The sequence below is a fragment of the Desulfitobacterium sp. PCE1 genome (assembly GCF_000384015.1).
Taxonomy (GTDB): Bacteria; Bacillota; Desulfitobacteriia; order Desulfitobacteriales; family Desulfitobacteriaceae; genus Desulfitobacterium; species Desulfitobacterium dehalogenans.
On record NZ_KB913023.1, the window covers coordinates 959570 to 975015 of the forward strand.

Here is a 15446-nt window from a genome sequence, read left to right on the forward strand (position 1 = left end):
ATGAGGGTGGGGGTACTGGCTGTACAAGGAGCCTTCATCGAGCATGAGAAGATTCTTCAGGACTTTGGGGTAGAGTGCCTTGAGCTTCGCAATGGCAAAGATGTCCGCCAGGATGTTGATGGGCTGATTCTCCCCGGCGGGGAGAGCACGACCCAAGGCAAGCTGCTCAGAGAACTGGACATGTTTGAACCTCTGCGGGAAAAAATCGCCGCGGGTCTCCCTGTTTTAGCTACCTGTGCGGGTCTTATTCTCCTTGCGGGGCAGCTTGCCAATGATTCTGCCCGTTACTTTGCAACATTACCGGTCACGGTGAAGCGCAATGCTTACGGCAGACAATTGGGCAGTTTTTACACTGAGGAGCAATTCGGAGATTTGGGCGAGGTCCCGATGACCTTTATTCGTGCCCCCTACATTGAATCCGCTGGAGAGGGTGTTGAGATCCTTGCCAAGGTCCATGGAGATATCGTTGGTGTCCGCTATAGGAATCAAATCGGCCTTTCTTTTCATCCGGAATTGGACGAGGACAGAAGAATTCATCAGATGTTTCTAGGCAGTATCAACGGAGGGAAGAGTTCTCCATGTAAGAAAAAAGCTGTCTGAAAGTTTCTTAATACCTCTAAATTTTGGCACTCCCTTAGGGGAGTGTCGTTTTTATTTGTAAGGCGTATCGATTTGGGTACTGAACGTCATTTCATAACGGGTGAGGCAGGCTTTTTCTGTATATACTAAGTTTTAAAGGAAGGTAATGAAGACTTGTTCTGGGAACTTTATAAGCCATACTTTTTATGCCATAATTAGCCTGAAAGTTTTTTACATACTGTATGAACTAAGGAGCGTTGATCATGTCGACACTACTGACTTTAAAACAGATTCAAGAAGCTCAAAAAGCAATCCACCCCTATATTCATCGGACACTTCTGGATCATTCAAGTAATTTAAGCGCCCTTGCAGGAACGGAGATATACCTTAAGCTGGAGAATCTGCAAAAGACCGGTTCCTTCAAGGTTCGAGGTGCTATGAATAAGGCGCTTAAGCTTTCGGAAGAGGAGAAGAAAAAAGGAGTCCTAGCCGCTTCCGCCGGTAATCATGCCCAAGGGGTAGCCATGGCGGCTGCCCGTATCGGGATTCCCTCGACGATTGTCATGCCGGAAAATGCACCCTTGGCTAAAGTATCCGCTACGGAAGGATACGGAGCCCAGGTCATTCTCTCTGGGGCGGTTTTCGATGATGCTTATCAGAAGGCTGTGGAAATCCAAAAGGAAACAGGGGCAACGTTCATCCATGCCTTTGACGACCTAGAAGTTATGGCCGGGCAAGGTACCATCGGCTTGGAAGTTTTTGAAGAACTGCCTGAGGTGGATACAGTCCTTGTTCCCATCGGGGGAGGAGGGCTGATCTCGGGGATTGCTGTAGCTTTGAAATCGCTTAAGCCTTCTGTACGCATTATCGGTGTTCAAGCGGCCGGAGCGGCAAGCATGGCTTATGCTCTGAACATTGGTAAGCCCGAGCCCTTAGCACAAGCCAATACCTTGGCTGATGGAATTGCTGTGAAAAGGGCAGGGGATCTAACCTTCGCAACGGTCCGAGATTATGTGGATGAGATGGTGACCGTTGAGGAAGAAGAGATTAGTCAAGCTATTTTATTGTTAATGGAACGGACCAAGACCCTTGCTGAAGGGGCAGGCGCAGTTGCGGTAGCAGCTGCACTTCAAGGCAAGATCAACCTTAAGAGTCAGAAAACTGTCCTCATCCTCAGCGGGGGGAATATTGATGTGAATTTCCTTGCTCAGATTATCGAGCGGGGGCTTAGGCGCTCTGGACGTACCATGGCTTGTCAGCTTCTTCTGCCGGATCAACCCGGCAACTTAGAAAAGGTTATCGATCTTATATCCCAAGAGCGGGCCAATATCATTAACATCGAACATTCTCGCTATGATTTATCCGTTCCCCTGCGCTCAGCTCGTGTCCATATGCTTCTCGAAACCCAAAGTATTGAACACCAAAAGCGCATTATCCAGCGATTAGAGGGTGCCGGGTATCCCCTGGTCATTAACTGAAGCAAATTGCTCCTTTTACTCATGACTATTATCCAGTAGAATAGTTGTAGGAATGAGTTAAAGGAGGACGGAACCATGTGCGGACGTCTGATTCTCTCTAATCCTATGGATATTCTAGTACGTTTTCAAGTTTCTGAAGTCGACCTAACACCACGCTATAATATGGCACCGTCACAAGACATTCCGGTCATCATTAATGATGGCTCGAATCGTTTGGCTATGTACAGGTGGGGTCTTATCCCCTACTGGGCAAAGGATATAAGTATAGGCAATCAATTGATCAATGCCCGGGGAGAGACGGTGGATGAGAAGCCAAGCTTTAAATACAGTCTGCCACGGAGGCGTTGTCTGGTTGTGGCGGATGGATTTTATGAGTGGAGGAAAGAGGGAAGCCGTAAGTATCCTTATCGGATTACCTTAAAGAATAATGAACTCTTTGGCTTGGCCGGCTTATGGGACACCTGGACATCCCCGGCTGGGGAAGTGATTCACTCCTGTACCATTATCACCACCGTGGCTAATGAGCTGATACTGCCTTTACATGATCGGATGCCTGTGATTTTATCCAGAGAAGCTGAATCCATCTGGTTAGATCCTAATGTCACGGACAGCCAGCTCTTAAAAAGCCTTCTTACCCCTTATCCGGCTGAACAGATGTCTGTTTATGAGGTGACAAGCCGCGTCAACTCCCCAAAATTCGATAATCCGGAGTGTTTGGTTGCAGCTGTACCCAGATTGTTCTAGGTAATAAATAGCAGGGCTAATTATTTTAAGAAGTGCAATTATTTAGGAAAGCAATGGAGGAAAAGTCATGATCAGTTTTAAAAACGACTATAGCGAAGGCGCTCATCCGCAAATTCTGGAGGCTTTGCTGAAATCGAACTATGTTCAGGAGAATGGGTATGGTGAAGACAGCTATTCCCAAGCGGCAGCAGAGGTTCTCCATAAAAAACTTGAAAATGATTCCGTAGATATTCACTTTCTGGCTGGAGGTACTCAAACCAACCTGATCGCTATTTCTGCTTTTTTAAGACCTCATGAGGCTGCTATCGCAGCCCATACCGGCCATATTTTTGTCCATGAGACGGGAGCCATCGAGGCCACCGGTCATAAGGTTCTGACAGCCAAGGTGAAGGATGGCAAGTTAACCCCTGCTCACGTCGAAGAAATTCTGAATGCTCATACCGATGAACATATGGTGAAGCCCCGGCTGGTCTATATCTCCAATGCGACGGAAGTAGGAACGGCCTACAATAAAGAAGAACTGCGACTGCTCAGTGAATTTTGCCGGGAGAAAAAACTCTATCTCTTTATGGATGGGGCAAGACTCGGTTCCGCTTTGTGTTCGGAAGGAAATGATTTGACTTTATCTGAATTGCCCGATCTACTGGATGCCTTTTATATCGGCGGGACAAAAAACGGGGCACTACTGGGCGAAGCTTTGGTGCTGTGCAATGAGGAATTAAAGCAGGATTTTCGCTACCATATGAAGCAAAAGGGGGCCCTTTTAGCTAAAGGGAGGGTTCTGGGAATTCAGTTTTTGGAGCTTTTTCGGGATAATCTCTTTTTTGATTTGGCAATCCACGCCAATACCATGGCCTATAAGCTGCGGGATGGATTAAAAGAAGCAGGGGTTCCTTTTCTTTCGGAATCCCATTCCAATCAGATCTTTCCCATTTTCGCCAACGAAGTGGTGGAAGAGCTGAAGAGCAGATACCGTTTTGAAATTTGGGGCAAAGTCGATGAGGGACACACGGCGATCCGCTTGGTGACATCCTGGGCGACACGGGAGGAGGCGGTGGCTTCTTTTATGAAAGATATCCGTCAGGTGCTTAGCGCCTAATGATTGGCAAGGAAGAGTGTTTATTATGGATAAATTGCGGGATATTGAGGGTATAATTTTTGATCTGGATGGGACTTTATGGGATGCCACAGAACCGGTACGGGTGTCCTGGAATAAAGCCTTAAAGGAATTTGACCAGGAACAGGGACTGCAAACAGATGAAATATCGATAGACCAAATTAAAAGTGTTATGGGACTTCAGATTCCCGAGATTGGAAAAAAGCTTTTTCCTTCCTTTTCAGAGGAGGTTCGGAATAGAATCATGGATCGGGGCGGTGAGATCGAATGCGAGTATTTAAAAAAGCATGGGGGAATTTTGTATCCTCATGTGGAGAAGACGTTGGAGACTCTTGCCCAAAAGTATAAGCTTTTTATCGTAAGCAATTGTCAGGTGGGTTATATCGAGGCCTTCTATTTCGCCCATCGGCTGGAGAAGTATTTTGTGGATTATGAAAATCCAGGCAGAACGGGTCTGACCAAGGGCGAGAACATTCAGCTTATTATGAGGCGTAATAAGCTGAAGAATACAGTCTATGTAGGGGATACTCTAGGAGATGCCAAGGCGGCTCAAGTGGCTGGGATTCCGTTTATTTATGCAAGTTATGGCTTTGGTCGTGTGGAAAATTATACTGAAGTTATTGATAGCTTTGAGCAATTGCTTGGAATGTTAACCTAATCATTATCATTAAAATTTCTAAAAAACTTTTTCATTTTCCCCCTTTACATTGACGTTGCGTTAAGGTGTATTCTTAATCTCGTCAGGAGGTGATCACATGGAATACACAGTGCAAAGATTGGCTCATTTGGCAGGAGTCAGCCCGCGAACCCTCAGATACTATGATGAGATCGGGATTCTTAAGCCGGCTAGAATCTCTTCTTCAGGGTATCGAATCTATGGGCAACAGGAAGTAGACCGCCTGCAACAGATTTTATTTTATAGGGAGTTGGGGATGAGCTTGGAAGGAATTAAAGATATAATTACCTCTCCTGATTTTGATGGGACAAAGGCACTGTGGGAACATCGTGAGAAGCTTCTGGAAAAAAAAGAGCAATTGGAGCAACTCATTGAAAATGTCGAGAAGACCATTGCTCAAAAAGAAGGGAGAATCACTATGTCCGACAAAGAAAAATTTGAAGGATTTAAACGTAAGTTGATTGAAGAGAATGAAGCCAAATATGGTGAGGAAATTCGGGAAAAGTACGGTGAAGAGACCGTTGAGAAATCCAACCGGAAGCTTATGAACATGACCAAGGAGCAATATGATGAGCTGACCAAGCTTGGTGAAGATGTGCTGGCAACTCTTTATGAGGCCTTCAAGACCGGGGATCCTGCCGGGGAGCTGGCTCAAAAAACAGCTGATCTTCATCGTCAGTGGCTCACTTACTCCTGGTCCAGCTACACTAAGGAGGCTCATGCGGGGCTGGCTCAGATGTATGTGGATGATCCGAGATTTACAGCCTATTATGATGAGAAACAACCGGGAGCCGCGGAATTCCTTAGAGATGCAGTCTTTATTTATACCGGGATGAAGAAGTAAAGAAGATCGAATAACTACGTTAAGAAATGCAAAAGACACTCGCTTAGAGTGTCTTTGCTAATTTCCTTTTCATGGTTTCTATGGATCGGGCATGTCGTCCGATTATTTCGTCTAAGGATTGACTATCTTCCTGAATTTCACCTAGAGTGGTGGACATGGATCTAACCGCTAATTCAATGATATTTGTTTTACTATTTATGATTGTGAGCATTTCCTGATGCTCTCGTTGATTTTGCTCATAATGGCTTTTTTGAACATCAGCAATGATTTGGATATCTTTCCGAGTGCTTTCCAATAAAAGCGTATTTTTCGCCACCAGAGATTGTAAGTTACCGACATCTTTTTGCAGGGAAGGGATATCGCTCTTCATGGAACCGACGTCTTTTTGCAGGGCCGAGATATCGCCCTTCACGGAACTGACATCTTTTTGAAGGGACGAGATATCGCCCTTCACGGAACCGACATCTTTTTGCAGGGCCGAGATATCGCCTTTCATGGAACCGACATCCTTCTGTAGGGCCGAGATATCACCCTTCATAGAACTGACATCCCTCTGAAGCGAATCGATATTTTCACTCATTGTTGTTTGACCGTGCAGTAGCTTATTGAGAATTTCGCGTATCTCCTGATCCACTCGATCACCACCTTGCTATTAATATAACATATTTTGGATGATATTCAATAGTTTGATTTTTCTACTGGGAATGTGCCCGGTTGACAGCGGAAGATAAAGACTTATATAATGAGGTAGAAAAGCCTGCTCTTGGCTTATTTTAATGAAAGGTAAGGTATCTGCAGAAAATGCGCAACTAATTCACTTTGCAAGGAAAATATGCTTTTGAGAAAAGTCGTGGTAACGGCTTTGAAACGTATGCATTTTTGCCTGTGAGTGGATAGTGATTATTCTCTGTGGATAGCTTTTCATACAACTGCGCCTTACTGTACATTCTAAAGTGTCCTATGACCGAAAAAGGGTTTTGAGACATAGGTAGAATTATAGTCTATTGCGTTGTAATCGAAATGACACTATCCTCTCCGGTAAGAATAGGAGGGGTTTTTTATTTTATTAGTTGAATGCAGCAATGTAAAAAAATATTTCGGAGACCGTTTGATTATTGATATCAAAAAATTAAGCCTTTATTCTGAAGATAGAATCGGAATCGTTGGTATTAATGGAGTGGGTAAAACCACCTTGCTAAACCTTCTCAGTCAAAAACTTCCACCTGATGAGGGGTGGGTGAAAGCCTATGGTCAATCCTCAACGGTTTCCCAGATGGAACCACCTGAGCATGAAATGATCAGTCAAGAAATGGCGTCGAAATTCAAAATTCCCATGACCTATAGCGAGAGTATGAGCGGTGGCGAAAAGACCCGCTTTAAGCTGGCGGATTGCTTAAGCCAAAACAGTGCGATGATCTTTGCCGATGAGCCCACCAGCAATATGGATATGGAGGGAATCGAGCTGATTGAGCATTATTTTGCAGAGTATTCCGGCGGATTATTCCTCATTTCTCATGACCGTACCCTCCTTGATGGTTTATGCAATAAGATTCTGGAATTGGAGGATGGCCGGATTAAAGTTTATCCGGGCAATTACAGCAGCTATAGTGAGCAGAAGGCTCGGGAAAGAGAAAGGGCCCAGTTTGAATATGAGCAATACGTTTCAGAAAAAAAGCGGCTGGAGAGGGTTGTGATCGAGACCAGCGAAAAATCAAAGTCGATTCGGAAGACACCCCGTAGGATGGGGAATTCTGAGGCCAGGCTTCATAAGATGGGGAATCAAAAAGCTAAAGCTAATCTTGACCGGGCCAAAAAAAGTGTGGAGACAAGAATCGAGCAACTGGAGGTCAAGGAAAAACCTAAGCAAATCGAGAAGATCAAGCTGGATATTGCTGATGCTCAGAAACTTCATAGTAAAGTGATTATCGAAGGTAAGAAGCTCAACAAAGCCTTCGCAGGTAAAATAATCTTTCAAAATGCGGAGTTTCGTATTGAAAACGAGGCAAGGGTAGCTTTGATTGGGCCTAATGGATGCGGAAAGAGCACCTTGCTTAAAATGATCATCAACCGGGATGATTCCATAAGAGTTGCTCCCAGTGCCCGAATCGGCTACTTTAGTCAGGACTTAAGTATATTGGATGAAGATGCCAGTATCCTGGGCAATGTGATGGAAGAAAGCATCCATGAGGAGAGTTTTGTAAGAAGGTTATTGGCCCGGCTGCTTTTTAAAGGAGATGCAGTGTATAAGAAAGTAAATGTGTTGAGCGGGGGTGAGCGAGTAAAAGCTTCCTTTGCCAAGATTCTCTGTCAAGACTTTAATCTATTAATCCTCGACGAACCGACCAATTATCTTGACATCAATTCCATGGAGGTTATTGAGGATGTCCTGCAAAACTATGAGCGCTCATTGCTTTTTGTTTCCCATGATCGTCGCTTTATCAGCTCAGTGGCGAATCATATCATGACCATCGAGAATCATAGTATCAAAACCTTCAAGGGGAGTTATGAAGAGTATTTGGCACAGAAAAACAAAGGGGTTGACAGGGCAAAAGAAGAGATTGAGAAAGAAATTTTTGTCTTGCAGAACCGCTTGACGGAAGTGGTCGGCAGAATTTCCATGCCTACTAAAAAAGATAAGGTTGAAGATCTTGATAAGGAGTATTATGCTATTTTAACTGAAGTAAAGAGGCTCAAGGCTATGCTGAAGCTTTAGCAATCGTCTAAGTTAGGACAAAGCGGTTTTGAGGTAGGCAGCAACTGAGAGAGGAGGTTCGGAAAAGTAGCTGTGATAAAAAATTGAGGTGACAAAGGTGGATTATAAGATTCCTCATCAATGTCCGATTTGTAAGCATGAGATGCGTGTGACCAAACTGGCCTGTACCCATTGTCCTACAATGGTCGAAGGAGAATTTCGCACTTGTAAATTTTGCAAGTTGCCCGATGATCAGCTCCTTTTTGTAGAAACCTTTCTTAAATGCCGAGGAAATATAAAAGAGGTTGAAAAGGAATTGGGAATCTCATACCCAACTGTGCGAAGTCGTCTCGATTGTGTGATAGAGTCGTTGGGTGACCATAAAAGAGAATGAATGCCATTTGCAGACCCTGAGAGTTATCGGGGTCTGTTTGTTTGTTGACAAAAGGTAATGAGATAGCTATACTTATTTAGTAGTTTAGTTAATTACTAAGTTACTAAATAAGTATATCTATCTTGGGTAGAGAAGATGATGAAATTATTTTGGTGATGGAGGTTTTAATCATGAAAATACCAACCAGCTTAAAGCATAAGCCGGTGATCGTATCCGAAAACTATGAAAACGTGGATGGCCGTTATGCCTATAAGTCTGATGCCAAGGGCCTTTCCTTAGGGTTAGCTCAGTGGAATGATCGGGGTAAAGTGGATATTTCTGCTAAAGTATGGAGATATACTGGAGAAAAGTGGTCCAGACAATCGGAAGAACTTCCACTTCATCGAATTCTTGATTTAGCAATTTTGGTATGCCGGGCTAAGCTTCACTTTCGGGAAGCCTATCGTTATGATAATCTCTATGACTTAGAAAAACCGGTAATTGACAGAATTGGTCTACAAGGTGATGCTATGACGGTGGCTGTCTGCACTGATAATGAGAAAATCAATGAAGATATAAAGCTGTTTAATCAGGCTCTATGCAATGATGATGAGCTTTTAGGAGAGCGCCTGCGAGCTCTCTCAGCGATTCTTAAGGAGATGGGGTACTAAATGATGGATAGGAAAAAGGAACTCAAAGAGCAATATAAGCAGACGAGGTCTGATATGGGGATCGTAGGGATTCGCTCAAAGAAAGAGGCCTGGTATTATATTGAGGGAACTCAAAATCTGAGGGCGACCCTCAATGGCATACGGTTTAAGCTGGAGACCGGGTTCTTTCCCTGCCGGGAGCTGCTGAAGAAATGGAAGGAGCAAGGGGAAGAACACTTTACCTTTGAAGTTCTTGAACAGCTTGAATATGATAAGGATGAGACCAAGACCGATTACACCGATGACCTTGCCCTCTTACTGATGGAGTGGGAAGAGAAATTAGCGGGTCAGGGGTTTACAGTAGTCAAACGGTAGATCCTTCTTAATGCCCAACATCCCAGCGCAGGGTGATGGGCATTATTTTTTCAAGAACCGAAAAACTTTACATGAATAAGGGGAATAGGTTTACAATAAGATTAAGAATATCTTGGATATATTGAGACAGCATCAGATTAAAGTCAAAGGGTCTCGTAAATAATGTGAAAAGGTAAGAGGTAAAATGTGCAAAAAAACGATAGCAATACTCGGAATAGTTAGTTTAGCCTTGGTTTTAGGATTTGTCTTTTTATCCCAAAGGATAAACCTTCAGGATTTTAACACTCCCATGCCAGGTCAACAAGGGGGCAATAATCCGACCGCTCCCTCAGAAGAGACTCCTGTGATTGACCCCCTTAAGGAACGGATCCAAGCGATGACCTTAGAGGAGAAGGTCGGACAACTGGTAATGGTGGGAGTGGACGGGTATGAGATCAATGCCAATGCTCAGCAGTTAATTCAGAATTACCATGTGGGTGGTTTTGTACTTTTAAAGAAAAATGTGAACGATACTCAGCAGATGTTAAAGTTACTCAATGCATTAAAAGACACGAATGGAGTCAATAAGATTCCCTTATTCTTAGCTCTTGATGAAGAAGGAGGCAGGGTATCCAGGATGCCTTCAGAATTTAAAAAGATGCCTTCCAGTCTGCGGGTTGGAGCACAGAATAATGGGGCTTTAGGGAAAAGAATGGGAGAAATCCTGGGCAGGGAAGTCAAAGAATTTGGGATGAATGTGAATTTCGCCCCAGTTCTCGATATTTTCAGTAATCCAAAGAACACGGTTATCGGTGATCGTGCATTTGGGAATACCCCCGAGCTTGTCAGTAAAGTGGGAATACAAGCCATGGGAGGAATTCAGGATCAAGGTATTATCTCTGTAGTTAAACATTTTCCGGGTCATGGGGATACTTCAGTGGATTCCCATGTGGGATTACCCAGAGTTGATTACGATTTGGAACGATTAAGGAACTTTGAACTTGTTCCTTTCGCAGAAGCCATTGCCAATGATGTGGATGCCATCATGCTGGCCCACATCTTGCTGCCGAAGATTGATCCGGATTACCCGGCATCCTTTTCGGAAGCTCTCATCAGTGATATCCTTCGTAAAGAGATGAGCTATGACGGGGTCGTCATTACGGATGATATGACCATGGGGGCTATTGTGGAGAATTATAGTATCGGTGAGGCCGCGGTGAAATCCATCCTGGCAGGCAGCGATATTGTACTGGTCTGCCATGATTTCGCTAAGGAAGAGGCTGTACTTAAGGAGATCCTTCATGCTGCGGAGACGGGTAAAATTCCATCGGACCGGATAGATGAAAGTGTTTACCGTGTCTTAAAGTTGAAAGAGAAGTATGCTTTAGCTGACCGACAAATAGACTCAGTGGATGTACAAGGTATCAACGCCGAAATTGAGCAGCTTTATAAAAATTATCCGGCTTTAAAAGGGTAGATTATAACAATTCAAAAAGGGAGCAAGCCTTGCCTGTATGCAAAAAGCTTGCTCCCTTTAAGCGTTTTTATAGACTGCAGCTCCAGCGCCCAATCAGCGCGGGACATAGCCTGTGACGGTCCAGATACCTGTCTCATCCTGACGTATTAAGCGTTCCAGATATACGGTTTTCACCGGACTATCGGATACTTGAATGACGGCTTTTTTGCCATCATTATCAGTCAGCTGGAGAGCATTGGTGTTTAAGGGCGGCTCGCCGGTAATCCCTTCCGGGGAGATCTTCAGAGCGACGAAGGTAAAGGCTACTTGGGTGGGATCGAGCTGCCAAGGACTACTCCCGGCATCCACTTGCTGTTGACTGTTTTTTACCACTTCCATATCAACCTCTACGGGAATCATATCCTGTGGGGGCGTTGCTCCGACTTGTGGGGTAAAGTTAAGGTTGGTGGAGAGTTGCTTCGCCAATTCTTCCACACGTTCTCCTTGCACAAGGATTTCCCGACCATCTTGCTGCCAGCGCAGGCTATTGGGTAAGATTTCGAGAGGCCCGCCCTCTGCTTTCCCCAGGATAGCGAGGAGATCGGGAACGAAGGGTGTAGTGGCTTTGGCTTGAACTACTATGGTATCGCCAAAATCAAGAACCACACGGTTTGCTGAAGCAAAAATTCGTTGGGGAGTCTCCGAAAGCTGGGCAGAGGTCATTCCGCTGACTTTGAGGGCTTCCTCTAAGGATGCCACAGCTTTATCCGGGTTCTTGTCAATGACCTTATAATCCTGGGGAGGATTATAGGCAAAGATGTCATCTGTTAGGGTAGTGTTGGTTTCAAGGCTGACATAGGTGTAGGTGGTTTGCAGGGACTTTTGCATTGCTGTTTGAAGCTGTATGGGTAGATGGGTTTCCTGGTCAATCCATAGGGAGTAAGGAAGACCGCCGGGAGGTTGGATTTCAATATGGGTGGCAGCATGTCCTGTGATGGTGTCTTCCCCAATGATTTGGTGAGGATAGCGTAAAGCTTTGGCGGCTTCTTTTTGGAGATCAAAGTCGTGAGGATCCAGGTAAATGGGGAGGAGGGAGATTTCTTTGGCTGCGGGGTTTGTGCTCCAACGGATTTCTCCATTGTTCACAGTAAAAAGCCCATTCTGAGTTTTTGTGGCGTATTTTTCACCGTCGGACCAGATCTCCGTGCGGGTTAGGACTTGGCGCTCACCGGCTTCATTGGTACTGACCTTTTCAAGGACGCCATGATAATTTTGCAGCTGCTTCACAGATTCTTCCATAGCCATGACGATAGTTTGATTGGAACCGGACCAGGGAGAGAAGAGGATCAGGAAGACAAGGATGCTTGCTACAAGGCCTGCCCAAGGGATGAATCTCAGAGTACGGTAGTTAGATTTTGAAATGCTTTTTGAGTCACTGGCCATGGGCTCAAGCTTTTGCCAGAGGCTTGCCATGAATTCTTGACTGGGTTCTGAATCAAAAGCCTTAACCCTTTTGGCGAGAGATTGGAGCTCCTTATCCTCTTCTGTGATATCATAATCCTCAGGAGAGCTATTTCCATTTAAAGCGTCAATATAGTGATCAAGGAGCTCTTCAGGTGAGGGATGGTCCTTAGGATGATCGCTACTCATCACAAGTCTCCTCCTTTCTGTTGATAACTATGGATGTAAGAGCGTAGGGTCTGCAAGGCTCTATACTGCAGCCCGCGGATGGAGCTTTCACTGCGTCCCATAAGTGTGGCGGTTTCTTTGCGGGAATAGCCCTGAATAATGCGGTACTCCAAAATCTGACGATAATCAGAGGGAAGCTGATTCATCAGTTCATGTAGGGTGGAACGGTTCAGCCATTCTTCTTCGGGAGAGGGATACTCGGGCTCCGGGAGATGTTCAAGATGGTTTTGGGCTACTAATTTATGACGATAACGATCGGTCATAAGATTCCGGGCAATTTGCTTGAGATAGGGATAAGGCGGGAGGTTGCCTGAATCTTGCTTAAGACAGCGTAGATAGGTTTCTTGAGTAATGTCTTCAGTTTCTTCTTTACTTTGGAGTTGGGAGTAAATAAAACGATATAGCTTTGTTACAGTTTCTCGATACCAGCTCTCCATAGTGGAGGGCGGGGGGCCGGTTTTGGATTCCACAGGTTCCCCTCCCTATAATATCTTTTGATTTTCTTTGAATATCTCGCTTTTTCATAGAATTCCTTACCAAACAAACTAGCTCACCACGGATAGAATTCGCATAGAATGCCTAATTCAGAGAATTTGGGTATAGCAAAGCAAACGTCTGCTTTTTTAGCATATGTTGGCCGTTGTAAACCCATTATTCTCACGGTGGTAAACCTCCCATGTCTAACAGGGTCAAGATGATAAATCCGCCCTAAATTCCTTCGTTCCACCTATCCATGATTGGGTGTCAGTTATGCTCCTCAACCGAGTCTTTGCTCTAATGGTGATTTATCCGACTGACTACCAGCTCTTTTGTCTGCTAGGCTACCTGGATTGTTCACTTCTGCGGTGACGCTTACTCACAGACCGTTTGTTTTTGTGATTTCGCTGCTATTCTGTTACGCTGCTGAATACTCAACTGGACGATGAATATCTTGAATCAGCTTTTTCGGGTCATAGTCTATACCCTTTGTTAATAGGGCATAGAACACCCGAATCAGTTTACAGCTTAAGGCTATTAACGATTGCTTCTTCTTCAGTGGATTCTTGGGCCTTGTCGTATAGTAGGTGTGTATCTCTGCAAACTCTGCGTTTTTGGCGACTAGCGGCATCACTGCTTGAAATAGAATCGCCCTCAACCGCGCTCGACCTCGCTTACTGATGGTGGTCTGTCCCTTGTGCTTGCCCGAGCTACTTTCTCGCAAGGCTAGGCCCGCTAGCTTTTGAATTTGCTTTGGAGAATTAAAGCGTCTAATATCTCCCACTTCGGAGAGAAAACCTGCCACGGTAACGAGGCCAACACCTTTAATTTCAAGCAACTTGGCTACTTCGGGTATCTGACGGCACAACCCATCGATGGTTTCAGTGACTGCCTCATATTGTGCTGTTTTAGTATGATAGTCTTGCAGTAATAGCTGGATTTCCATTCGGGAACAAGACTCTCCTTCGGTGCAACCAATGCTCTTCTGAGCAGCTTCATACAGGCTCTTAGCCCTTTTCATTCCGACTGCTCTCAATTTGTTGTCTCTCCAAATTCGGTTGATTCCTTCTGCTCCAAGTCTTTCAACATCCCTAGGTAGCGGGGCAACTTGCAATACCAGCATGCTACTCGTGGCATCAAACTTTCCAAACACCGTTTCATGCTCGGGAAAGTAGATTTTCAGCCACCGTTGAACACGATTTTTTATACTGTTCATTTCCTTTTGGATGCGCATCCTACAGGCCATTGCTATTCGCAGTTCTGCATAGATTCCTTCCGGGATATAGGGCTCATTGTATCTGCCCTCGATGACCAGCTTAGCGATGGTCTTGGGATCCTTAGCATCCGTTTTGCTGGGGTGGTTGTCATCAAGCTCCTTACTACGCTTTACATGGAACGGGTTGACGAGGACCAGCTTAATACTTTGCTCTTTTAGGTAAGATGCCAGGCTAAACCAGTAATGACCGGTTGGTTCTGCGCCTACCACTATGCATTCCTTTTGTGCTTGCCTTTTTAAACGTTCAATCCATGCATGGAAATCCTTGAATCCTTCAGCGTTGTTTTCAAACTTGAATACCTTGCCCAGCTCGACTCCTCGCCAGTCAAATGCCCTGGCATAATGAAGCTCGCTGGCGATGTCCACTCCGATCACAATACTTCTTTCAGATAGTTGCTTTAGCTTCTCGTTTTGTGTAAAATTCATTTGGGATGACCTCCGTTATTTTGATTGGATTCTGTTGGCCAACAGTCCTTTCAAATTGTAACGTGAGGTCTTCTTTTTGACAAAGATCATTTTTGACTACTACAGGAATGCTCCTCAATAACTTAAACGAGAATAGAGAGGAAAACGTCACGTTCTATTAAAACTTTTATTACTTCATCAGCGTCTTTATAGTAGAAAGAGAAAAAGACCTTCTCATGGATGAAGTGCACTTCAAAAGGAGTCAGGTATGTTTGATAAGAAAGAGCTAACAAGGGAAATTGAGAGCTATCTAATAGCGAATCAAGAATCTATTTATAGGCTTGCCTACAGTTATGTTAAACATCCGGAGGACGCTTTGGATGTAGTCCAGGAATCAATCATAAAAGCTATTTCCTCAGTGAACACCTTAAAGGATTCTCATAGTATGAAGTCCTGGGTGTATCGCATTGTCGTCAATACAGCTCTCGATTTCCTGCGTAAGCAGAAGCGCTTGGTTGTAGTGGATTCCGAAACCATCAGTACATATATCGATGAACCTGCTGCCGGATGTGAGGAGGGTTCTGATCTGGATTTAGCCTCCGCCCTGGAGAAATTATCTCCTGCTGAGCGCGGCCG

16 protein-coding genes are annotated in these 15446 nt (G+C 44.7%); 12 read left to right on the forward strand and 4 right to left on the reverse strand.

Annotated elements, in window-relative coordinates:
• The 6 genes from pdxT to DESPCE1_RS0104770 all read left to right on the forward strand — a co-directional run bounded on the left by pdxT (window position 1) and on the right by DESPCE1_RS0104770 (window position 5438).
• Window positions 1-600 carry a pyridoxal 5'-phosphate synthase glutaminase subunit PdxT gene (pdxT, locus tag DESPCE1_RS0104745; protein ID WP_014792911.1) on the forward strand — a complete coding sequence of 200 codons (600 nt, stop codon included), beginning with the start codon at window positions 1-3 and terminating at the stop codon, window positions 598-600.
• A gap of 242 nt (window positions 601-842) precedes the next feature.
• Window positions 843-2057 carry a threonine ammonia-lyase gene (gene ilvA, locus DESPCE1_RS0104750; RefSeq protein WP_019849667.1) on the forward strand — a complete coding sequence of 405 codons (1215 nt, stop codon included), beginning with the start codon at window positions 843-845 and terminating at the stop codon, window positions 2055-2057.
• Window positions 2058-2132: 75 nt separating this feature from the next.
• Window positions 2133-2801: an SOS response-associated peptidase gene (locus DESPCE1_RS0104755; protein ID WP_019849668.1), complete on the forward strand. Its 669-nt coding sequence runs from the start codon at window positions 2133-2135 to the stop codon at window positions 2799-2801.
• A 67-nt stretch (window positions 2802-2868) separates the two neighbouring features.
• A complete protein-coding gene (locus tag DESPCE1_RS0104760; RefSeq protein WP_019849669.1) occupies window positions 2869-3900 on the forward strand; it encodes a low specificity L-threonine aldolase in 1032 nt (343 codons plus the stop codon).
• A 25-nt stretch (window positions 3901-3925) separates the two neighbouring features.
• Window positions 3926-4576, forward strand: a complete 651-nt coding sequence (locus DESPCE1_RS0104765) for an HAD family hydrolase (protein ID WP_014792915.1) — start codon at window positions 3926-3928, stop codon at window positions 4574-4576.
• A 97-nt stretch (window positions 4577-4673) separates the two neighbouring features.
• Window positions 4674-5438: a MerR family transcriptional regulator gene (locus DESPCE1_RS0104770; RefSeq protein ID WP_019849670.1), complete on the forward strand. Its 765-nt coding sequence runs from the start codon at window positions 4674-4676 to the stop codon at window positions 5436-5438.
• Window positions 5439-5481: 43 nt separating this feature from the next.
• Here DESPCE1_RS0104770 and DESPCE1_RS0104775 read toward each other — a convergent pair whose 3' ends face one another.
• Complete coding sequence (locus DESPCE1_RS0104775) at window positions 5482-6072, reverse strand: hypothetical protein (protein ID WP_019849671.1); 591 nt, start codon at window positions 6070-6072, stop codon at window positions 5482-5484.
• A gap of 426 nt (window positions 6073-6498) precedes the next feature.
• Here DESPCE1_RS0104775 and abc-f point away from each other — a divergent pair, with 426 nt between their 5' ends.
• The 5 genes from abc-f to nagZ all read left to right on the forward strand — a co-directional run bounded on the left by abc-f (window position 6499) and on the right by nagZ (window position 10984).
• A complete protein-coding gene (gene abc-f / locus DESPCE1_RS0104780; RefSeq protein WP_084813853.1) occupies window positions 6499-8151 on the forward strand; it encodes a ribosomal protection-like ABC-F family protein in 1653 nt (550 codons plus the stop codon).
• 97 nt (window positions 8152-8248) lie between these two features.
• Complete coding sequence (locus DESPCE1_RS0104785) at window positions 8249-8524, forward strand: DUF2089 domain-containing protein (RefSeq protein WP_014792919.1); 276 nt, start codon at window positions 8249-8251, stop codon at window positions 8522-8524.
• Between the two features lie 170 nt (window positions 8525-8694).
• On the forward strand, window positions 8695-9174 hold the full coding sequence (locus DESPCE1_RS0104790) for a DUF6530 family protein (RefSeq protein ID WP_014792920.1): 480 nt from the start codon (window positions 8695-8697) through the stop codon (window positions 9172-9174).
• 3 nt (window positions 9175-9177) lie between these two features.
• On the forward strand, window positions 9178-9528 hold the full coding sequence (locus DESPCE1_RS0104795) for a GIY-YIG nuclease family protein (RefSeq protein WP_028305462.1): 351 nt from the start codon (window positions 9178-9180) through the stop codon (window positions 9526-9528).
• 184 nt (window positions 9529-9712) lie between these two features.
• Window positions 9713-10984 carry a beta-N-acetylhexosaminidase gene (gene nagZ, locus DESPCE1_RS0104800; protein WP_019849675.1) on the forward strand — a complete coding sequence of 424 codons (1272 nt, stop codon included), beginning with the start codon at window positions 9713-9715 and terminating at the stop codon, window positions 10982-10984.
• A gap of 93 nt (window positions 10985-11077) precedes the next feature.
• Here nagZ and DESPCE1_RS0104805 read toward each other — a convergent pair whose 3' ends face one another.
• From DESPCE1_RS0104805 to DESPCE1_RS0104815, 3 genes are all read right to left on the reverse strand, one after another.
• Window positions 11078-12613 (reverse strand): sigma-E factor regulatory protein RseB domain-containing protein, encoded by a 1536-nt coding sequence (locus tag DESPCE1_RS0104805; protein WP_019849676.1) that lies wholly within the window; start codon window positions 12611-12613, stop codon window positions 11078-11080.
• A complete protein-coding gene (locus tag DESPCE1_RS0104810) occupies window positions 12613-13122 on the reverse strand; it encodes an RNA polymerase sigma factor (RefSeq protein WP_019849677.1) in 510 nt (169 codons plus the stop codon). Before DESPCE1_RS0104810 ends, DESPCE1_RS0104805 begins: the two co-directional genes overlap by 1 nt.
• 425 nt (window positions 13123-13547) lie before the next feature.
• Entirely contained in the window at window positions 13548-14831 is a 1284-nt protein-coding gene (locus DESPCE1_RS0104815; protein ID WP_019849557.1) for an IS110 family transposase, read from the reverse strand.
• 247 nt (window positions 14832-15078) lie between these two features.
• Between DESPCE1_RS0104815 and DESPCE1_RS21045 the strand changes: the two genes are divergently transcribed.
• Window positions 15079-15446: RNA polymerase sigma factor (locus DESPCE1_RS21045; protein WP_019849678.1), on the forward strand; the 368-nt coding region annotated here is incomplete at its 3' end.

What these genes read in the sequence shown, in the direction of transcription:
- ilvA (WP_019849667.1), top strand. Translation starts at nt 843, where the DNA reads ATGTCGACACTACTGACTTTAAAACAGATTCAAGAAGCTCAAAAAGCA.
- pdxT (WP_014792911.1), top strand. Translation starts at nt 1, where the DNA reads ATGAGGGTGGGGGTACTGGCTGTACAAGGAGCCTTCATCGAGCATGAG.
- DESPCE1_RS0104760 (WP_019849669.1), top strand. Translation starts at nt 2,869, where the DNA reads ATGATCAGTTTTAAAAACGACTATAGCGAAGGCGCTCATCCGCAAATT.
- DESPCE1_RS0104815 (WP_019849557.1), bottom strand. Translation starts at nt 14,831, where the DNA reads ATGAATTTTACACAAAACGAGAAGCTAAAGCAACTATCTGAAAGAAGT.
- DESPCE1_RS0104805 (WP_019849676.1), bottom strand. Translation starts at nt 12,613, where the DNA reads ATGAGTAGCGATCATCCTAAGGACCATCCCTCACCTGAAGAGCTCCTT.
- DESPCE1_RS0104755 (WP_019849668.1), top strand. Translation starts at nt 2,133, where the DNA reads ATGTGCGGACGTCTGATTCTCTCTAATCCTATGGATATTCTAGTACGT.
- DESPCE1_RS0104790 (WP_014792920.1), top strand. Translation starts at nt 8,695, where the DNA reads ATGAAAATACCAACCAGCTTAAAGCATAAGCCGGTGATCGTATCCGAA.
- DESPCE1_RS0104765 (WP_014792915.1), top strand. Translation starts at nt 3,926, where the DNA reads ATGGATAAATTGCGGGATATTGAGGGTATAATTTTTGATCTGGATGGG.
- DESPCE1_RS0104770 (WP_019849670.1), top strand. Translation starts at nt 4,674, where the DNA reads ATGGAATACACAGTGCAAAGATTGGCTCATTTGGCAGGAGTCAGCCCG.
- nagZ (WP_019849675.1), top strand. Translation starts at nt 9,713, where the DNA reads ATGTGCAAAAAAACGATAGCAATACTCGGAATAGTTAGTTTAGCCTTG.
- DESPCE1_RS0104795 (WP_028305462.1), top strand. Translation starts at nt 9,178, where the DNA reads ATGGATAGGAAAAAGGAACTCAAAGAGCAATATAAGCAGACGAGGTCT.